Raw genomic sequence first — 18,383 nt, 5'->3', positions numbered from 1 at the left:
CATATCAAGACCATTGCATATCAAGCGCTGGCAGCTCACTTTTTTGAAATCCCGCTGCACCGTCCGCGCCTGCCGGCACCACTGTCCCACATGATTTGATACAGCTTGGGCGGCGCTTAACCGTTAAGCTTGCTGTTTCCTGAATCACTCCATAGAACAATGAAGCGAATTCTCGCCCTCCTCTCCCTCTGCATCCCCGCCGCGTTCGCGCTCGCGCCATCGGCCAGCCAGGCCCATGACCACCACCATCACAAGCGCGACTACAAGGAAGAGTACTGGGACGGCCAGTGCAAGGTCGAGCGCAAGTGGAAGGGCAATGGCGAATACAAGGAAAAGCGCAAGTGCAAGGACCGTCCCGTGGTCTACCAGGCCGCGCCCGTGTATGTGGCGCCGCCCCAGCCCGTCTATGTGGCGCCCCAGCCCCAGGGCCTGGTGATCGACTCGCGCATCGTGCTGCGCCCCTGAACGGGCGGCCCTAGCCTTCCAGCCTGCGCCGCGCCTCCTCGGCAATCAGGTCCCAGACCATGTGCGCCACGGGAGACAGCTCGCGGTGCTGGCGGCGCACCAGCATGATGCCGCGCTGCACCTGCGGCACGAGCTTGCGGCTGACCAGCACGGGCGAGGAGCTTGCCTGGCTGTCTCCGGCCGGCGTGGCGGCCTGCTTTTTCCAGGCCGCGGGAATTGCCAGCTGCGGCACCACGCTCAGCCCCAGCCCCTGTTCCACCATGCTGTAGATCGTGGCCGTGTGGCCCACGTCCTGCACCACCGAAGCCGTGGCGCCATGGGCCTGCAGCGCCGCATCGATCAGGCGCCGGCTGCCCGAGGCATGGTCGAGCAGCACCAGCGAGGCGCCGGCCAGCTCGGCCCAGTGCACTTCCTTGCGCTGCGCCAGCGGATGCGAGGACAGGCAGACCAAGCAGAACGGCTCGGTCAGGATCGTCTGGGCATGCAGATCCTGCTTTTCCGAAGGATCGATGACCACGCCGAAGTCCACCTCCCCGCTGCGCACGCTCTGCAGCACATCGCTCTGGACGCGGTCCAGCAGCTTGAGGTTCACGCCCGGCGCCTGCTGCCTGCAGCGCGCAATGCACTGCGGCATCAGATTGGCCGACAGCGTGGGGCTGCTGGCCACGCTGACGCGGCCCTTGCGCTGCGTGGCCAGGCCCTGCACTTCCAGCAGGCAGGCATCCAGGTCCTCCAGCACGCGCGTCACATTGGCATACAGCAGCCGTCCGGCCTCGGTCAGCTCCACCTCGCGCGTGGTGCGGTGCAGCAGCTGCACGCCCAGCGCCTGCTCCAGCTCGGTCACATTGCGGCTCACGGCCGGCTGGGTCAGGGCCAGCAGGTCGGCGGCGCGGCTGAAGCTGCTGCTTTCAGCGACCGCGACGAAGGCACGCAATTGGCGCAGGCTCGCATTCATATCGAAAAATTATAAAACTATCGAATAAATCCATTTCTCTTTTTAATTCAAAGCGTGTCCAATACGCGGCAATCCCAGGCAGAAAGCCGCCCGGCGCGCCTTGCCTGCTCCGTTTTCCAGCTTTGAGAATCCGCCATGTCCCGCCCCCGTTTCCTGCCCGACAACTTCACCCTGGCGCTGATCGCCGTCGTGGTGCTCGCCAGCTTCCTGCCGGCCTCCGGCGCCTTTGCCGGCTATGTGGAGCACATCACCACCGGCATCGTGAGCCTGCTGTTCTTCCTGCACGGCGCCAAGCTCTCGCGCCAGGCCATCCTCGCGGGCATAGGCCACTGGAAGCTGCATATCTGGATCTTCGTGGCGACCTTCGTGATGTTCCCCATCCTGGGCTGGGCGCTGCGCCCCGTGCTCTCGCCGCTGGTGACGCCGGACATGTACACGGGCGTGCTGTTCCTGTGCGCGCTGCCGGCCACCGTGCAATCGGCCATTGCCTTCACTTCCATGGCGCGCGGCAACGTGCCGGCGGCCGTGTGCAGCGCCTCGGCCTCGACGCTGCTGGGCATTCTGGTCACGCCCATCCTGGTCGGGATCCTGCTGAACAAGAACGCCGAAGGCGGCGATGCGCTGCATGCCGTGGGCAAGATCGCCATGGAGCTGCTGCTGCCCTTCATCGTCGGCCACGTGATGCGCCCGCTGATCGGCGGCTTCCTGCAGCGCCGCGCCGCCATCGTCAAGCTGGTGGACCAGGGCTCCATCCTGTTCGTGGTCTATTCGGCCTTCAGCGCCGCGGTGATCAGCGGCCTGTGGCAGCAGACGCCCGTGCCCGCGCTGATCGGCCTGATCGTGCTGTGCTGCATTCTGCTGGCCGTGGTGCTCACGCTCACCACCTGGGGCGCGCGCCGCCTGGGCTTCAACAAGGAAGACGAGATCACCCTGGTGTTCTGCGGTTCCAAGAAGAGCATGGTCAGCGGCATCCCCATGGCCAACGTGCTGTTCCCTGCCGCCTCGGTCGGCGCCATCGTTCTGCCGCTGATGCTGTTCCACCAGATCCAGCTCATGGTCTGCGCCGTGCTGGCCCAGCGCTATGCGCGCCGCCCCGAGGCACAGGACGAGGGCAGCGCAATGCCCATGATCCAGGCCAACCGCTGAGTCCTGTCCCCGGCCGGCCTCACGCCTGGCCCAGGCTGTTGCGCCCCGGCATCATCTCGCCGAGGAAATCCAGGAAATGCCGCACCGCCGGCGCCAGCCCGCGCCGCGACGGAAACACCGCATGCACGATGCCCGGCGGCAGCGCCCATTCGGGCAGCAACTGCACCAGCCGCCCCTGGGCCAGCGCATCCTGGCACATGTAGTCGGGCAGCCAGCACATGCCGCTGCCGGCCAGCGCCGCGAACTGCAGCGTCAGCAGGTCGTCCACCACATAGCGCGGCTGCAACTGCACGCGCTGCTCCTTCCCCTCGGGGCCGAACAGCGTCATGCTGAACTGCCCGTCAACGGCCGACATGGCCATGCTGTCGAGCAGTTGCAGGTCGTCCAGTGAACGCGGCGTGCCCTGGCGCTCCAGCAGATCGGGACTGGCCACCAGGATCTGGCGCGAGCTGTCCAGGCGCTTGACCACCATGGAGCCGCTGTCCTCCAGGCTGGCGCGCACACGCAAGGCCACGTCCACCCCCTCTTCGACCAGGTTCACGGGCCGGTTGGTCACCTGCATCTCCACATGGACCAGGGGGCAGCGGCGCAGGAACTCCGGCATCAGCTCGCCCAGCACCGTCTGCGCCAGCGTCACGGGGCATGTCACGCGGATGACGCCGCGCGGCTCGGTCTGCACCTCGGCCACCGCATCGGCGGCCGCCAGGGCCGCATCGCGCATGGCCTGGCAGTGGCGCAGATAGCTCTCGCCCACCTGGGTCAGCGATAGCTTGCGCGTGGTGCGCTGCAGCAGGCGCACGCCGAGGTGCGCCTCCAGATCCGCCACGCGGCGCGACAGGCGCGACTTGGGAATGCCCAGCGCGCGCCCCGCCGCGGCAAAGCCGCCGCGCTCGACCACCTCGACGAAATAAAGCATGTCGTTGAGATCCACCATGCACGATTTCTTCTGCATTATTGAATTCATAGATAGAACAATCTATCGCAATTTCGATGACTTATCGAGAACTCTAATCAAATTCACAATCTATCCATCGCTCGTCGTTATGAAAGTCATGAAACGGCGCCTCCCGCAAGGGAACGGCAGCCAAGCATTCGCACACGATGCAGCCTTTTTCAGCCTTGTTTAACGGAAGACTTCTTATGCAAATCCTGCACATCGACTCCTCGATCACCGGCGCCAACTCGGTTTCCCGCCAGCTCACCGCACAGGTGGTGGACAGCCTCAAGCAGGCCCATCCCGACGCCAAGGTCGAATACCTGGACCTGGCCGTGAACGCACCGACCCACCTGAGCGCACAGTCGCTGGGTTTCCGCACCGGCCAGGCCGCCGCCACCGAGATCGAGCGCCAGGAAAATGCCATCTCCGAAGCCCTGGTGAGCCAGTTCCTGGCTGCCGACGTGGTGGTGGTGGGTGCGCCCTTCTACAACTTCACCATTCCTTCGCAGCTGAAGGCCTGGCTGGACCGCGTGGCCCAGGCCGGCCGCACCTTCCGCTACACCGCCAGCGGCCCTGAAGGCCTGGCAACCGGCAAGAAGGTCATCGTGGCTTCCACGCGCGGCGGCATGTACTCGTCCAGCGACATGGGCCAGGCCATGGAACACCAGGAAAGCTATCTGAAGGTCATCTTCGGCTTCATGGGCATTACCGACGTGAACTTCGTGCGTGCCGAAGGCGTGGCCATGGGCCCCGAAGCCAAGGCCAAGGCCCTGGAAACTGCCCAGGCCATGATCGAGGCCCTGGAGCCCGTGGCCGCCTGAGGCGTCTGCGCCCGGCCTCCGCGTTCAAGCCAGCCCTGCGTTCGCGCAGGGCTGGCTTTTTTTGCGGGCCCGCCGTTATCCCACATCCGGTAACACCGGTTTGCCCTGGATCAAAAACAGCGCAGAAAGCCTGGTTCAGCACCATTTGCGCGCAGCTGTCAGCAAAACACACAGGCTTCTTTGATAGGCTTGGCGCCTCCGGTATTTTTTCAGCGCCGCCCGCAGGCACAAGGCCCTGGCCCAGAACCTTGCTCTCTTGCCCATGCAGGAGTTGCCCCGCGCGAAGCATTCCTCCCATGTCTTCCTCTTCAATGACCCGCCCCGCTGTCCAGCGCTCGGATGAGAGCCTGGTTTTCACTGTCCTGACCGTGTTCCTGGTCGGCGCCGCCGTCCTGGCAACGCTGGGCTACATGTACTGGCGCAATACCCAGACCCAGGAGCAGCAACGCTCCGAGCAGCGCATCTACCAGAGGTACAACGACTATATGGAGGCCAGCGAACGCAGTGCAGCCCGTGCCGAGCCTGCCACCCCTGAAGCACAGCCGCAACCTCAGCCCATGCCGCCTACGCCAGCCCAGCGCCTGCTCAGCCATCCTGGCGTGACGCCCGGCCCCGGCTTCAATGCCCCCGGCGTGCAATCGACAGGGCTGCTCGTCATCGATGCCATCGACCAGGCCCAGGCCGCAGAAAAACCGCGCCGCCGCTAACCTTCGGCCCGCGCTCACGCCAGGCCGCATGCGCATCCTTGATGCCGGTTGCGCTTTTCATCCGAGAAGAGTGAAAACCGGGTTACAATCTTCCTCGGATCGCAAGCCAAGCCTTCTTCAGATTGCTTGGCTTTTTCATTCCCTGGCAAGGGAATCGTCCAAATTGCTGCGGAAGGGTGGATGAGCGGTTTAAGTCGCACGCCTGGAAAGCGTGTGTGGGTTAATAGCCCACCGCGGGTTCGAATCCCGCCCCTTCCGCCATCAACATATTGCTGCATGGAATTTCATCCGTGTACGCTCAGCCTTGAAATCCGGCTTTCATGACAATGCCGCTCACTTTAACCAGTGAGCGGCATTTTTCGTCGTACGCCTCGACTACGTACAACATCCAGCAGCCGGCCTACATCCGGCAACCCAATAAAAAAGATCCGAGACGCGCCCACTTCGTAGGGCCCGCAGCTCCCAAGAGGCAGCCGATTGCCTCGGGGCGGCCCGGCGCAATGAAAATCCATCGATTTTTTACCCTCTCGAAGGATTCCCGGCCATTGTGGACACCTCCATTCAAGGCCGCGGCACAAGCTTGCTGAAACGGCTTTGGCAGCCGCCAATGCCCTTCTTGCCTGCAACCAGCGAAGATCGGCCTGCATTCATCCCAAATTGCAGGTCATCTTCCCTGCAGCTTGCACGCAGATGAAGGTAGATATGTGCAGATTCCAGGCATAGTCAAGCAACTGCCGGCTACCGCCTCCCATCTACCCCCTAAAGGCATTCATCTGCACCCTGGACACCGGCACGATGCCACAACCCTGAAAGAACGCTTCTTTTCTTCGAAATTCACATAAAAAGAGTACAAATTGCAGGGTAGTTGGCGCAAATGGGCAGCGCTAGAATCCGCCTTCGCCGAACATCATGTATCTATGCCTTCCGTGATTGCCCTGTCGCACCCGCCCGCCCGCGCACTCTTGACCCGATCTGCAGGATCGGCATGCCCATGAACGCGCCCCATGGCCTGCAGCTGCAGGGCGTCACGCTGCGGCGTGGCATCACCACGGTGTTCGAGAATCTGAACCTCGCCTTGGATACCCGGCGCATCGGCCTGATCGGCGACAACGGGGCCGGCAAGAGCAGCCTGTTTCGCCTGCTGTGCGGGCTGGATGTGCCGCAGGCCGGCAGCGTCTCCATCGGCGGCCAGGACTTGCATGCGGCCCGTGCCGAGCACCCCGGCCTGGTGGGGCTGATGTTCCAGAACCCCGACGACCAGATCATCTTTCCGACCGTGCAGGAAGAACTGGCCCTGGGCCTGCGCCCGGCCGGCCTTTCCAGGCAGCAGGCCAAGGAACAGGCCCGCGCCCTGCTGGCCCAGCGAGGTCTGGCGCATTGGGCCGAGCGCGCCGTCTCCAGCCTGAGCCAGGGCCAGCGCCAGCAGGTGTGCTGGCTGTCCCTGCTGATTGCGGCCCCCCGGGTGCTGCTGCTGGACGAGCCCTTTGCCAGCCTGGACCTGCCCGGCCAGGCCCGACTGGCGCAGGACATTGCCCAGGCGCCGCAGCAGGTGCTGGTCTCCACCCATGTGCTGGACCATGTGCGCGGCTTCGAGCGCGTGATCTGGCTGGACTGCGGCAAGGTGCGCGAGGACGGCCCTGGCGCCGAAGTCTGCGCCGCCTACGAGGCCAACGTGGCCCTGCGGCTGGCATCCATGCCACATACGTCCATGGACGGCATTCATGGGTAGTCTGTACAGCGAACAGATCACCTGGCTGCATGGCTGGGGTGCGGGCACCAAGCTGCTGCTCATGGCGGTTCTCGGCACCCTGCTGTTTCTCACGGATGCCCCCTGGCTCCTGGCTGCAGCGGCACTGGCCTGCGCCCTGCTCTGGGCATCGCTGGGCGAGGCCACCCAGGTGGCCAGGCGCCTGATGCGCTCGGTCATCATGGCTGCCCTGCTCGTGGCCGGCTTTCATGCGCTGATGCACCACTACGCGCTGGGAGCCGCCAGCGCGCTGCGCCTGGTCTGCGCTTCGGCGCTGGGCGTGGCGCTGACGGTGACCACACGCCCCAGCGATCTGGTCGAGGTGCTGGAGCGCCTGCTCGGGCCACTGCGGCCGCTGGGCGTCTCGCCGGAGCGCGTGGCCCTGCAGATCGCGCTGATGCTGCGCTTTACCGAACACTTCTTCGTGCAGTGGAAAAAGCTGGACGATGCCCATCGCCTGCGCACGGGCCACGCCGGCGGGCTGCGCCTGATCGCCCCGCTGACCATCCACATGCTGCAGGCCACGCGCCGCGTCGCCGATGCCTTGTGGGCAAGGCTGGGGAGATAGCGCCTGAGATGCTTCGCGCCTTCCCCCTCTCTCGCTGCGCGAGAGGGGAACGACACCCTCGGCGCGGGACGGTGCGGCCGGCTCGGGCCCTTTCTCGGTGTCTCGCACCTGGGCCGCGTCGGTTTCATGCATAGCACCGCAAGAATTCATTTTTCTACCTGGATCAACCGACAACCGATTACGCTTCATCAGGAGTTCCGATGTCCAACGCCTCTTCGTCCCCCACGGTATCGCGCAGCGGCGCGCGCTCCATGGCCCAGGTTTCGCTGTTCGCGGCCCTCATGGCCGTGATGGGCCTGATTCCCAAGATCGACCTGCCCCTGGGCGTGCCCATCACCATCCAGTCGCTGGGCGTGATGCTGGCCGGCGTCATGCTGGGCCCCTGGCGCGGTTTCCAGTCCATGCTGCTGTTCCTGGCAGCCGTGGCCGTGGGCCTGCCGCTGCTGGCGGGAGGGCGCGGCGGCATTGCCGTGTTCATGTCGCCGTCCGCCGGCTATCTGGCCGGCTATTCACTGGCAGCCGCTATCGTGGGCGCCCTCATGGCCGTATTGCTCAAGGGCTCGCCTCAGGCCACGCCGCGCCGCATTGCCGTCAGCGCCTTCATCGCCGCCCTGCTTGGCGGCCTGGTCTGCCTGCATGCGTTCGGCGTGCTGGGTCTGATGCTGATGGCCAAGCTGAGCCTGGTCCAGGCCTTCAAGGTGACGCTGGCCTTCGTTCCCGGCGACTTCATCAAGTGCATTCTGTGCGCCCTCATCGTGCATGCCGTGGCGCGCGGCCTGCCCGATTGGCGTTTCGGTGGCCGCGCATGACCCAAGCACACCCCCATCCATTGGCCGCGCCGCTGGAAGGCATCTGGACACTGGTGCACGGGCCGCTGGCGCACTGGGCGCGGGAGCGCCCCGAGGCCATAGCGCTGCAGAACGAAACCACGCAGTGGACCTTCGCCCAGGTGCATGAGGAAGTCCTGCGCCGCTCGGCCACGCTGGTGGCGCGCCAGGCGCCGGCCATGGTGCTGCTGGACGCCGAGCGCAGCACGCTGGAGCGCCTGATCGATTTCCTCGCCATCATTCACAGCGGGCGCTGCGCGGCCGTGGCCGACCCGGACTGGCCCGAGGCCGTGCGCGAGCGCATCACCGGCTGGCTGCCCACCGCAGCCTGCACCATGAACCCGGCCGCGCCCACCAGCCCGTTCTATACGGGCTTCACCTCGGGCAGCACGGGCATGCCCAAGGGCTTCATGCGCCACCACCGCTCCTGGACCGAGAGCTTTCGTGTGAGCCTGCAGGATTTCGGCGCCGTGGCCGCCCGGCGCACGCTGTCGCCGGGACGCATCTCGCACTCGCTGTTCCTGTTCGGCGCCATGCAGGCGCTCTGGAACGGCGCAGGCGCCGTGGTGCAGGAAAAATTCTCCGCCTCGCGCTGCCTGGCCACTTTGGCCGCGGGCGAAGCGCCCTGCCTGGTGGCCGTGCCCAGCCAGCTGCTGCTGATGCTGCAGTGGGCCGAGCACCGCCAGCTGGAACCCGTCCCGCAGGTGGAGCTGATCACCATCAGCGGGGCGCGCTGGATGCGGGCGCACACGCCGGCCTTGCGGGCGCTGTTCCCCAGGGCGCGCCTCATCGAGTTCTATGGCGCTTCGGAAGCCAGCTTCGTGGCCTGGATGGAGGCCGACGAGCCCTGCTCGCCCCAGGCCGTGGGCCGGCCCTTCAGCAATGTGGAGATCGACATCCGCCCGCTGGCCGAGCCGTCGCCGGACCAGCACGGCGAGCAGGACGGACTGATCTATGTGCGCAGCCCCATGCTGTTCATGGACTACCTGGGCGACGCGCACGACCGCACCGCCGTGCTGCGCGACGGCCCCTGGCTGTCGGTGCGCGACATGGGCCATATCGACGAACGCGGCATGCTGTGCCTGGCCGGGCGGCAAAGCCGCATGATCGTCACCCAGGGCAAGAATCTGTTTCCCGAGGAAGTCGAGAACCTGCTGCTCACGCACCCGCAGATCGCGCAGGTCTCGCTGCACGGCCAGGGCGATCCGCTGCGCGGCATGCAGGTCCACGCCGTGCTGCACTGGACTGCGCATGGCCACGGTGAAGCCAGGCCCGACGCCATGGCGCTGACCGCCTGGGTGCGCGAGCGGCTGGAAGCCTTCAAGGCTCCGCGCCAGTGGTGGGTGTGCCCGCACTGGCCGCACACCGCCAGCGGCAAGACCGACCATGCGCGCCTGGGCCAGGCCCTGGCGGCCATCCTGGCCGGCCGCAGCGAGCAGGACCTGGCAGATGCCGGCCTGCCCTGGCTGCAGCCCTGGAAGACAGGCACGGCGACGCCATGAACACCCTGCCTTCGGTACTGATTGCCGGCTGGATGCGCAGCCCCGTGGCCCCCGTGGGCGGCGCTCTGGCGCAGTTGGCCGCGCATGAGCTGGGCGCACCGGTGCTGCAGGCCTTGCTGGCCCGCGCCGGGCTCGCTCCCGACGCCGTGGATGCCGTGGTGCTGGGCAATGCCCTGGGCGCCGGTGGCAATCCGGCGCGCATGCTGGCCCTGGCCGCAGGACTGCCCGAGCGCTGCGCGGCCCAGTCGGTCGACAGCCAGTGCTGCTCCGGCCTGGATGCCGTGGCGCTGGCAGCCGGTCTGCTGCAATCGGGCCAGGCCGACATCGTGGTGGCCGGTGGCGTCGAAGCCTGGAGCCGTGCCCCCATCCGCCAGACACGGCCGCGCCATGCGGGCGAAGCGCCGCAAAGCTACGAGCGGCCACCTTTCGCGCCCGATCCCGCACGCGACCCGGACCTGCTCCAATCGGCCGCCGACTATGCGCTGGCGCATGGCTTTGCCCGCGCCGAGCAGGAGACCTATGCCCTGCAATCGCATGCCCGCGCGCTGGCTGCTCAACCCTTGCAAACCCCGGAGATCGCGCCCGTGGCCGGCCTGGCATGCGATGCCTATCCGCGCACGATGACGGCCGCCCGCGCCGCGCGCATGCCCGTGGTGGCACGGAGCGCGCAAGACCATACCGACGGCCACGCCCTCAGTGCCCTGACCGTCTCCACCAAGGCCGACGGCGCAGCCCTGGTGCTGCTGGCCACGCCCGAGGCCTGCCGGCGCCACGGCCTGCGCCCGCTCGCCCAATGGGTGGGCAGCGCCTCCGTGGGCGCCGCCCCCGAAACCCCGCTGCTGGCCGCCACCCTGGCTGCGCGCACCGTGCTGGAGCGGGCGGCGCTCAGACAGCAAGCCAGGCTCACACCCGGCGAAATCGCCGCCATCGAGCTGCACGATGCCTTTGCCGTTCAAGGCCTGGCGTTCTGCCGGGAGCTGGGCCTCGATCCGCAAGCCATCAACACCGGTGGCGGCGGGCTGGCGCGCGGCCACCCCATAGGCGCCTCGGGCGCCATCGCGCTGGTGCGCGTGCTGAGCCAGCTACAGACACAACTTGAAGCCGGTCCCTGGGGCCTGGCAGCAATTGCCGGCGCCGGCGGCATTGGCGCGGCCTGCCTGGTGCGCAAGCTGTTGCACGGCCCGGCGATGAAAAATACCTGAAACGATGCATACCGCAAACACATTCACCAGCCCCGAAGCCATGGCGCTGATGCAGCAGCGCCGCTCCATGCGCGCCTTTCTGGACCGGCCCGTGTCACAGCCGCTGCTGGAGCAATTGCTGACCACGGCCCGCCAGGCACCCAGTGGCGGCAATCTGCAGCCCGGCCATTTCTGGGGCGTGCAGGGCGAGCTGCGCCGGCAGCTCACCGATGCCCTGCTGGCCGACTTCCACGGCCAGGCGCCTGAATGCGAGGACTACGCCTACTTTCCACGCCCCATGCCCATGCAGCTGCGCAAGCGCCAGGTCGCCTCGGCCCAGGCGCTCTACGGCGCCCTGGGCGTGGCGCGCGACGACCGCGCGGGGCGCGATGCGCAGTTCGCGCGCAACTACCGTTTCTTCGATGCGCCCGTGGCCCTGGTGGTCTCCATCGACTCGAGCTTCGGCCCGGGCGGCTATATGGACCTAGGCATGGCGCTGTACGGCCTGCAGCTGGCCGCCGCGGCCCAGGGCCTGGGCAGTTGCGCCATCGGCGCCCTGGCCTCCTACCCCGAAACCGTGCGCCGCGTGCTGGGCCTGAGCGCCGAGCACCATATCGTCTGCGGCCTGGCCCTGGGCTGGGCCGATGCCTCGGCCCCCGTCAACCAGGCCCGCACCGCGCGCGCGCCGCTGGGCGAGTGGTTTCAGATGCTCGGTTAAAAAACAATAGCTGCCGACGACGGCAACTCCTTGGTTCCAGATGGATAACCAACCAAAACCTGGAGCTGACCGGCGCAAGCAGCTATGTTTTTACGAAACCGGGTCAGTGAGCACATGCACCAAAACCGATGCAGCCCAACCCGGGGGCATCCAGCAAGGGCCTGAGCCGGCCGCGCCGCCCTGCAGCGATGATGTCGTCCCCCGGGGGAGGCCGCGCAGCGGCTCAGGGGGTGAAGCCTAGAACGCCGGGAACACCGAGCCCTTGAACTCCTTGTCGATGAACTGGCGCACTTCCTCGGAGTGGTAGGACTTGATCAGCTGGGCCACCCAGGGCTGGTTCTTGTCGGCATCCCGCACGACCAGGATGTTGACGTAGGGGTTCTTCGCCGACTCCAGCGCAATCGCGTCGGTCTTGGGGTTCAGCCCGGCCGAGATGGCGAAGTTGGTGTTGATGGTCGAGGCATCCAGATCGTCCAGCGAGCGCGGCAGCTGGGCAGCGTCCAGTTCCACGAAGCGCAGCTTCTTGGGGTTGGAGACCACGTCCAGCGGCGTGGCCTTGAGGCCGGCGTTGTCCTTGAGCTTGATCAGGCCCTGGGCCTGCAGCAGCAGCAGGGCGCGGCCGCCATTGGTCGGGTCGTTGGGCAGGCCGAACTTGGCGCCCGTGGGCAGGTCGGCCAGCTTCTTGATCTTCCTGGAGTAGATGCCGATCGGGAAGTTGACGGTATCGGCCACCCAGCCGATCTTGTAGCCGCGGTCCTTGACCTGGGCGTCCAGATAGGGGCGGTGCTGGTAGCTGTTGGCATCCAGGTCGCCGGCGGCCAGGGCTGCATTGGGCTGCACATAGTCGCCGAACTCCACCACCTTGATGTTCAGGCCGTTTTTGGCGGCCACCTTCTTGACCACTTCCATGATCTGGGCGTGCGGGCCGGCGGTCACGCCGAGCTTGATGGTCTTGTCCTGTGCCTGGGCGGCAAAGGCCAAGGTGGCAGCCGCTGCAACGGCCAGGGTATTGCGCAGGAGTGTGCGCTTGTTCAGCATGGGAAATCCTTGTGGGAGCAAATAACGAGTGGCAACACTTTACTTCGGCAGAGCGCCTTTTTCCGCCGCCGCTTCAGACAGATTGCTCACATGCAAAGCACCGAATGGCACAAGGGCGCTGCAAAACGCCCGGCCTGCCAGCGGGCATGAAAAAAGCGCGCCGGCAGTGCCTGGGCGCGCTTTTCGGAAATCGCCGGGCGGGTGCTCAGAGATCCGAGAGGCTGGGCGCGGCCAGCACCTGCTGGGCCACCACGTCGAGCACGGCATGCGACTGGTCCTGGCGGTCGATCCAGACCTTGGGCGTGAAGCTGCCGCGCAAGGCGATCGCATCGCCTTCGGAGAGGCTGCGCAGCACCGCGCAGGGGGCATTGTCGAAGGACACGATATTGACCGGAATCGAAGAGCCGTCGCCCGCGTTGGCGCGCATGCGCGCCACCATGTAGGGGCGGCGGTTGCGGTCCACGCGGCTTTCGGGAATACCGGTCAGCCGGCCGGTGATCAGACCATCCATCATTTGCTTTGTCTATCCAAAAAAATAGCGGCCACCGCATTGCCTGGGTGGCCTGGAAAAAATTGAAGCACTCATTTTAGGGCCAGCGCCAACAACCGCGGCGCCGGCCTTGCTGCTTTTTTGGCAGCCGTATCTTTCGCCAGGCACGGTCAGCGGTGGCTCAGGCGGCGCACCACCCAGTCGCCCAGGCTCTGGATGGCCTGCACGAAGAAGATGAGGATGACCACCACCACCAGCATCACGTCGGGCAGAAAGCGCTGGTAGCCATAGCGGATGCCCAGGTCGCCCAGGCCGCCGCCGCCGATGGCGCCGGCCATGGCCGAGTAGCCGGTCAGGCTCACGAAGCTGATGGTCAGGCCGGCCACGATGCCGGGCAGCGCCTCGGGCAGCAGCACCTTCCACACGATCTGCGCGGTGCTCGCGCCCATGGACTGGGCAGCCTCGACCAGGCCGTTGTCCACTTCGCGCAGGGCTGTTTCCACCAGGCGCGCCACGAAGGGCGCGGCCGCAATGGTCAGTGGCACCACGGCGGCCCAGGTGCCGATGGACGAGCCCGTGATCAGGCGCGTCAGCGGGATGATGGCCACCAGCAAGATGATGAACGGCGTGGAGCGCAGCGCATTCACGATCCAGCCCACGATCTTGTTGGCCGGGCCGTTCTGCAAAATGCCGCCCTGGTCCGTCACGCGCAGGAACACGCCCAGGGGAATGCCGATCAGCCCGCCGATCAGGCCGGAGACGCCGACCATGATGAGGGTCTCCCACAGCGAATCCAGCAGCAGCTGCAGCATCATTTCCGAAAAATTCTCAAACATCGCTCTCAATCCTTTAGGTCACGCTCAGTGCACGATCTGCACCTGCACGCCGCCGGCGCGCAGATGGGTGACGGCTGCTTCGATCCTGGCAGGCTCGCCGCTGGCATACACGGCCAGCGAGCCGAAGGTCTGGTCCTGGATCTCGTCGATCTGGCCGTGCAGGATGGACAGGTCCAGCCCTAGCTCGCGGATCAGGTGCGACAGGATGGGCTGGTATGCGCTCTCGCCCGCATAGGACAGGCGCAGCAGCTGGCCGACCTGGCCGGCCTGCAGCTTCTGCGACAGCTGGTGCACGCGGGCCGACACCGACGCGGGCAGCTCCTGCGGCACGATCTCGTCGATCAGGCTCTTGGTGATGGCCTGCTGCGGGCGCGTGAACACCTCGATGACCGAGCCCATCTCGGCAATCCGCCCGCCGTCGATCACGGCCACGCGGTCGGCGATCTGCTTGATCACCTGCATCTGGTGAGTGATCAGCACCACGGTCACGCCCAGCTCGCGGTTGACCTTGCGCAGCAGGTCCAGGATGGAGCGCGTGGTCTCGGGATCCAGGGCCGAGGTCGCCTCGTCGCTGAGCAGCACCTTGGGATGGCTGGCCAGCGCGCGCGCAATGCCCACGCGCTGCTTCTGGCCGCCCGAGATCTGGGCCGGATAGCGGTCTGCCAGGTGGTCCAGCCCCACCAGTTCCAGCAGCGGCGTCACGCGCTGGCGGATCTCGTTCTTGGCCATGCCGGCCAGCTCCAGCGGCAGCGCCACGTTGTCGAACACCGTGCGCGAGGACAGCAGATTGAAATGCTGGAACACCATGCCGATGTCGCGGCGTGCGGCGCGCAGCTCGGTCTCGGACAGCTGCATCAGGTCGCGCCCGCCCACGATCACCTGGCCGCCCGTGGGCCGGTTGAGCAGGTTCAGGCAGCGCACCAGGGAACTCTTGCCGGCGCCGCTGCGGCCGATGATGCCGAACACCTCGCCCGACCGGACCTGCAGATCGATGCCGCGCAGGGCGTGGACAGGCCCCTTGGGGCCTTGGTAAGTCAGGGACAGATCCCGAATTTCAATCATGAAGATATAGGCACGCCGCACAAAGCCCCCGCAAGGAGCCGGACGGTGCGCGATCAAAAGTCAATGGAGACAAGGGCTGGAGCCGGCGCGTGCAACGCAGGCCTTCACCCGAATTTTCTCGACCCGCTGCCCAGGTGGTTGCAGCCGGTCTTTTTGGTAATAACCCGCAACTATGCCTGAAACCGGGCAAGCCTGGCAGCAAGTCGGGCAAGGCAGCAACGCCGGCACCTCACGCTTTCCCTGCTTTTCCCTGGGGGCGGGCTGCCCGTAGCATCATGGACCCAAGTGCCCCGCCCCTTTGCCGTCCGGTATGCAGCTTCCCTTTCCTGTCCGCGTCGAATGCCCGCCCGGGGCCTGCGTCTGCCAGCGCGAGCAGCTGCTGAGCGATCCGCAGGCCGACTGCCGCATCCTGCGGCTCACGCGCGAGGAAGAGAAAAAGCTGCTGGAGCGGCTGGAGCGCATCAGCAGCCTGCAGGATCTGGCCCATATGCAGCAGCGCATCCAGGAGCAGCTGGGCCTGTCCATCACCATCGCGCCCGGCAGCGGCGAGGTGCGCAGCATGCGCGGCATACAGATCGAGCTGTCCGACCTGCCCGGCCTGTGCCGCAAGACGCGGCAAAGCATTCCGGCGGCCATCCGCAAGGGACTGGAGCGCAATCCCGAGATCGCCTTTGCGCTGCTCGATGCGCACGATTTGTTCGGCATGCCCGGCGCCTAGCCGTACAGGACGATACGGCCCAAGAAGGCCGCGCTTCAAAAATCAAAGCAGCTGGCGCGTGAAGCGCCTTGGGTTCAGGGCATTTAGAATCAGAAAATCAGTGAAAGCAAGCGCTGCCTGCTCTCGATTTCAAAGCACCAGACAGGCTCTTCTTCAGCGGTGGTCGCGCCGGTACAGCGCCCACTCTTCCTGCACCGAGCCGTCGGGCAGATGGCACATGCCCACCTGGCCCCGCGCCGTGCCCTCGATCACCAGGCGGCCGCCCAGCCTGGCGCAGTGGACCGAAGCCGGATTGGCCATGCCCACGGCCGGGGGCACCGCCGGCGCCGATGCCGGCGCAGGGCCGGGAGCCGAGGTGCCGCACGCGGTCACCGCCAGGCAAGCAGCCATAAAGAAGATCTTGTACACGGCAAATCGAACAGAAAACAAAGAGCGCCCAGCCTAGCACGGCGCCATGCGCCAAATGCCGGCCGGCGACCGGGAGATCGCAAGCTGGCGCTCAGAACTGGTACGCCAGGTTCATGCCCGCCATCCACTGCCGGCCCGGCGCGGCCTCGTAGTAGCGGCCATTGGCTTCGTTGACGATGACCGAGCCCACGTATTTCCTGTCGGCCAGGTTGTCCAGCCGCGCAAAGGCGTTCAGCGTCCAGGCTCCCAGGCGCATGGCATGGCCCACGCTGAGGCCGGCCACGCCATAGCCGGGCGCATGGACACTGTTGTCGTCGTTGGCGGCGACGCGCCCCACCTGGCGCCAGTCCAGGCCCAGGCTCCAGTCCTGCGCCGGGCGCCAGTCCAGGGCCAGGTAGGCCTGGCTTCTCGCCGTGCCGGCAATGCGCCGGCCTGCAGCGATGCAGCCGCCCCGGGCATCGCAAAAGCCATCGCGCAACCGGGCATCGAGCAGCGTCAGCGCCGCCTCGATCTTGAGCTGCCGCGTCAGCCAGGCCGTGGCGCTGAGCTCCATGCCCTGGCGCCGGGTCCGGCCGGCATTCTGGTAGGTGGCGCGGCCGCCGGCATTCTCCGCGGCAACGATCTCGTCCCGCGTCTGGGTCCGGAACAGCGCGGCAGCCCATTGTCCGCGCATGCTTTCGCCCTCGAAGCGCTGGCGGATGCCGGCTTCGGCGCTGGCCGAGACGGCAGGCCGAAGGCCGAAGTTCAGGCCCGGCAGGCCCGCCGGGCGGTAGGAGATTTCATTGAAGGTCGGCGTCTCGAACCCGCTGCCCAGCGAGGCATAGACGTGGGTGCGCTCGTCCAGCTGATGCTGCAGCGTCACCACGGGCAGCAGGCGGTGATAGGCGGCATTGCCGCTGTCGTCGCCGTTGCCGGGCGCCATGTAGCGGTCGTGCGATTCGAAGCTGACATTGCTCCAGCGCAGCCCGGCCTGCATCTTCCAGGCCGGTGCAAAGGCCCAGGAGGCCTGCACATAGGGATCGATATTGCCCAGCGTGTTGCGCTCGTCGCGGCGCAGCGCGCCCATCACGCCGTACCGGCTGCCGATGAAATTGTTGTAGCCCTGCCGGTCTTCCCGTGTGATATTGGCCGCCAGGCCCGTGGCCAGCTCGAAACGGCCGGCCGACGTTTCGCGGCTCGCGGCCCAGCGCAGGTCCAGCCCGCCATAGTCGCGCTGCAGCGCGATCACGCCGCCGGCGCTGGTGGCCGGCCTTTGCGCGGCGGCCGGTGTTGCCTGGTATTGCGTGGTTTCGCGCCGGCCCGCATAGACCATGAGGCGCAGGGCACTGCCGCTGCCGATGCGCCGCTCGTAGCCGAGGCCGGCCTGGGTCTGGCTCACGCTCTTGCGCGCGTCGTAGTCCAGCGGCCCCTGCGCGACGGCCCGGCGGTCGGCCCGCCATTCGGCAGGCGTGACGCCGCCGGGGTCCTTGGCGTCTATCGCCGTATGGCTGGCCACCAGCGTCAGGTGACTGTCCTCATCGGGCTGCGTGTCCAGGCGGGCATTGAAGAGGTTTTTGTCGGCGGCGCTCTGGGGCCGGTAGCCGTCGGTCAGGTAGCGGCTGGCGCTGACCACATAGCCCACGCCATGGCTCTCGCCGCTGGCTTTCAGGCCCAGGCGCTTCTGGCCGTTGCTGCCGACGGTGAAGCTGCTGTGCACTTCGGGCCGGCCCTCGCCACGCTCGGTATAGATGTTGATCACGCCGCCCGAGGCATTGCCGTACAGCGCGGAATACGGGCCGCGCAGCACCTCGATGCGCTCCACCGAGGCCAGGTCGATGTTGCTGGTCTGGCCCTGGCCGTCCGGCATGGTGGCGGGAATTCCGTCCACATAGATCTGGATGCCGCGCACGCCGAAGGTGGAGCGCGCGCCCTGGCCGCGAATGGACAGCTGCAGGTCCTGCGCGTAGTTCTGACGGTTTTGCAGCAGCAGGCCAGGCACCGCCGCCAGGGATTCCGACAGGTTGACCTGCCACTGGCGGTCGCGCACCCGCGCGCCGTCCACCACCGTCACGGAAGCAGGCGCCTGCTCCAGCGGCGATGCCAGCAAGGTGCTGCGCACCGTCACCTCGGGCAATGGACCGGGGGCCTCTGCCTCCTGCGCCAGGCCGATGCCGGGCAGCCCCAGAAGCCCGGCGGCCAGCGCCAGCGCCGTGCTGCTGCACCCAGGCGGTGGCCGGTCATTCACGTGTTTCGCCATTGCGCGGGCTTGCCTCTTGTG

Annotated in this window: 19 protein-coding genes and 1 tRNA gene; 12 read left to right on the top strand and 8 right to left on the bottom strand. The window is 66.7% G+C overall.

Annotation, left to right across the window (positions count from 1 at the left end):
- Window positions 1–159: 159 nt before the first annotated feature.
- Window positions 160–465, top strand: a complete 306-nt coding sequence (locus Cte04_RS14485) for a hypothetical protein (RefSeq protein ID WP_066479179.1) — start codon at window positions 160–162, stop codon at window positions 463–465.
- A gap of 10 nt (window positions 466–475) precedes the next feature.
- Here Cte04_RS14485 and Cte04_RS14480 read toward each other — a convergent pair whose 3' ends face one another.
- Window positions 476–1,420 (bottom strand): LysR family transcriptional regulator, encoded by a 945-nt coding sequence (locus Cte04_RS14480; RefSeq protein WP_066479173.1) that lies wholly within the window; start codon window positions 1,418–1,420, stop codon window positions 476–478.
- 135 nt (window positions 1,421–1,555) lie between these two features.
- Between Cte04_RS14480 and Cte04_RS14475 the strand changes: the two genes are divergently transcribed.
- Window positions 1,556–2,566, top strand: a complete 1,011-nt coding sequence (locus Cte04_RS14475; RefSeq protein WP_066479170.1) for a bile acid:sodium symporter family protein — start codon at window positions 1,556–1,558, stop codon at window positions 2,564–2,566.
- Between the two features lie 19 nt (window positions 2,567–2,585).
- Here the strand turns inward: Cte04_RS14475 and Cte04_RS14470 are convergent, their stop codons facing one another.
- On the bottom strand, window positions 2,586–3,500 hold the full coding sequence (locus Cte04_RS14470) for a LysR family transcriptional regulator (protein ID WP_066479415.1): 915 nt from the start codon (window positions 3,498–3,500) through the stop codon (window positions 2,586–2,588).
- 206 nt (window positions 3,501–3,706) lie between these two features.
- Between Cte04_RS14470 and Cte04_RS14465 the strand changes: the two genes are divergently transcribed.
- The 9 genes from Cte04_RS14465 (at window position 3,707) to Cte04_RS14425 (ending at window position 11,574) form a co-directional block, all read left to right on the top strand.
- Window positions 3,707–4,324 carry an FMN-dependent NADH-azoreductase gene (locus tag Cte04_RS14465; RefSeq protein WP_066479167.1) on the top strand — a complete coding sequence of 206 codons (618 nt, stop codon included), beginning with the start codon at window positions 3,707–3,709 and terminating at the stop codon, window positions 4,322–4,324.
- Window positions 4,325–4,620: 296 nt separating this feature from the next.
- Window positions 4,621–5,031, top strand: coding sequence for a hypothetical protein (locus Cte04_RS14460; protein ID WP_245633389.1), 411 nt, complete (start codon window positions 4,621–4,623; stop codon window positions 5,029–5,031).
- A 170-nt stretch (window positions 5,032–5,201) separates the two neighbouring features.
- Window positions 5,202–5,292 (top strand) — tRNA-Ser (locus tag Cte04_RS14455).
- A gap of 724 nt (window positions 5,293–6,016) precedes the next feature.
- Window positions 6,017–6,760: an energy-coupling factor ABC transporter ATP-binding protein gene (locus Cte04_RS14450; RefSeq protein ID WP_066479163.1), complete on the top strand. Its 744-nt coding sequence runs from the start codon at window positions 6,017–6,019 to the stop codon at window positions 6,758–6,760.
- Complete coding sequence (locus Cte04_RS14445; RefSeq protein WP_066479161.1) at window positions 6,753–7,346, top strand: CbiQ family ECF transporter T component; 594 nt, start codon at window positions 6,753–6,755, stop codon at window positions 7,344–7,346. The genes Cte04_RS14450 and Cte04_RS14445 overlap by 8 nt, the downstream gene beginning before the upstream one ends.
- 200 nt (window positions 7,347–7,546) lie before the next feature.
- On the top strand, window positions 7,547–8,155 hold the full coding sequence (locus Cte04_RS14440; RefSeq protein ID WP_066479155.1) for a biotin transporter BioY: 609 nt from the start codon (window positions 7,547–7,549) through the stop codon (window positions 8,153–8,155).
- On the top strand, window positions 8,152–9,675 hold the full coding sequence (locus Cte04_RS14435) for an AMP-binding protein (protein WP_066479152.1): 1,524 nt from the start codon (window positions 8,152–8,154) through the stop codon (window positions 9,673–9,675). The genes Cte04_RS14440 and Cte04_RS14435 overlap by 4 nt, the downstream gene beginning before the upstream one ends.
- Window positions 9,672–10,877, top strand: coding sequence for a thiolase family protein (locus Cte04_RS14430; protein WP_066479148.1), 1,206 nt, complete (start codon window positions 9,672–9,674; stop codon window positions 10,875–10,877). Before Cte04_RS14435 ends, Cte04_RS14430 begins: the two co-directional genes overlap by 4 nt.
- A 4-nt stretch (window positions 10,878–10,881) precedes the next feature.
- A complete protein-coding gene (locus Cte04_RS14425) occupies window positions 10,882–11,574 on the top strand; it encodes a nitroreductase (RefSeq protein WP_066479140.1) in 693 nt (230 codons plus the stop codon).
- 237 nt (window positions 11,575–11,811) lie between these two features.
- Here Cte04_RS14425 and Cte04_RS14420 read toward each other — a convergent pair whose 3' ends face one another.
- From Cte04_RS14420 to Cte04_RS14405, 4 genes are all read right to left on the bottom strand, one after another.
- A complete protein-coding gene (locus Cte04_RS14420) occupies window positions 11,812–12,612 on the bottom strand; it encodes a MetQ/NlpA family ABC transporter substrate-binding protein (RefSeq protein WP_066479138.1) in 801 nt (266 codons plus the stop codon).
- A 205-nt stretch (window positions 12,613–12,817) separates the two neighbouring features.
- Window positions 12,818–13,126, bottom strand: a complete 309-nt coding sequence (locus Cte04_RS14415; protein WP_066479135.1) for a single stranded DNA-binding domain-containing protein — start codon at window positions 13,124–13,126, stop codon at window positions 12,818–12,820.
- A gap of 146 nt (window positions 13,127–13,272) precedes the next feature.
- Window positions 13,273–13,938 (bottom strand): methionine ABC transporter permease, encoded by a 666-nt coding sequence (locus Cte04_RS14410; RefSeq protein WP_066479130.1) that lies wholly within the window; start codon window positions 13,936–13,938, stop codon window positions 13,273–13,275.
- Between the two features lie 24 nt (window positions 13,939–13,962).
- Window positions 13,963–15,000: a methionine ABC transporter ATP-binding protein gene (locus Cte04_RS14405; protein WP_066479402.1), complete on the bottom strand. Its 1,038-nt coding sequence runs from the start codon at window positions 14,998–15,000 to the stop codon at window positions 13,963–13,965.
- Window positions 15,001–15,310: 310 nt separating this feature from the next.
- On the opposite strand from Cte04_RS14405, the gene Cte04_RS14400 reads away from it, so the two are divergent.
- Window positions 15,311–15,718, top strand: a complete 408-nt coding sequence (locus Cte04_RS14400; protein WP_066479128.1) for a hypothetical protein — start codon at window positions 15,311–15,313, stop codon at window positions 15,716–15,718.
- Between the two features lie 153 nt (window positions 15,719–15,871).
- On the opposite strand, the gene Cte04_RS14395 is transcribed toward Cte04_RS14400, so the two are convergent.
- Entirely contained in the window at window positions 15,872–16,108 is a 237-nt protein-coding gene (locus Cte04_RS14395) for a putative hemolysin (protein WP_066479400.1), read from the bottom strand.
- A 109-nt stretch (window positions 16,109–16,217) separates the two neighbouring features.
- Window positions 16,218–18,362 carry a TonB-dependent receptor family protein gene (locus Cte04_RS14390; protein WP_066479119.1) on the bottom strand — a complete coding sequence of 715 codons (2,145 nt, stop codon included), beginning with the start codon at window positions 18,360–18,362 and terminating at the stop codon, window positions 16,218–16,220.
- Window positions 18,363–18,383 lie beyond the last annotated feature (21 nt).

Origin of the sequence: Comamonas terrae, assembly GCF_001544075.1 — a bacterium.
In the GTDB taxonomy this organism is placed as follows: Bacteria; Pseudomonadota; Gammaproteobacteria; order Burkholderiales; family Burkholderiaceae_C; genus Comamonas; species Comamonas terrae.
This window is presented reverse-complemented; position numbering and strand designations above follow the sequence as displayed.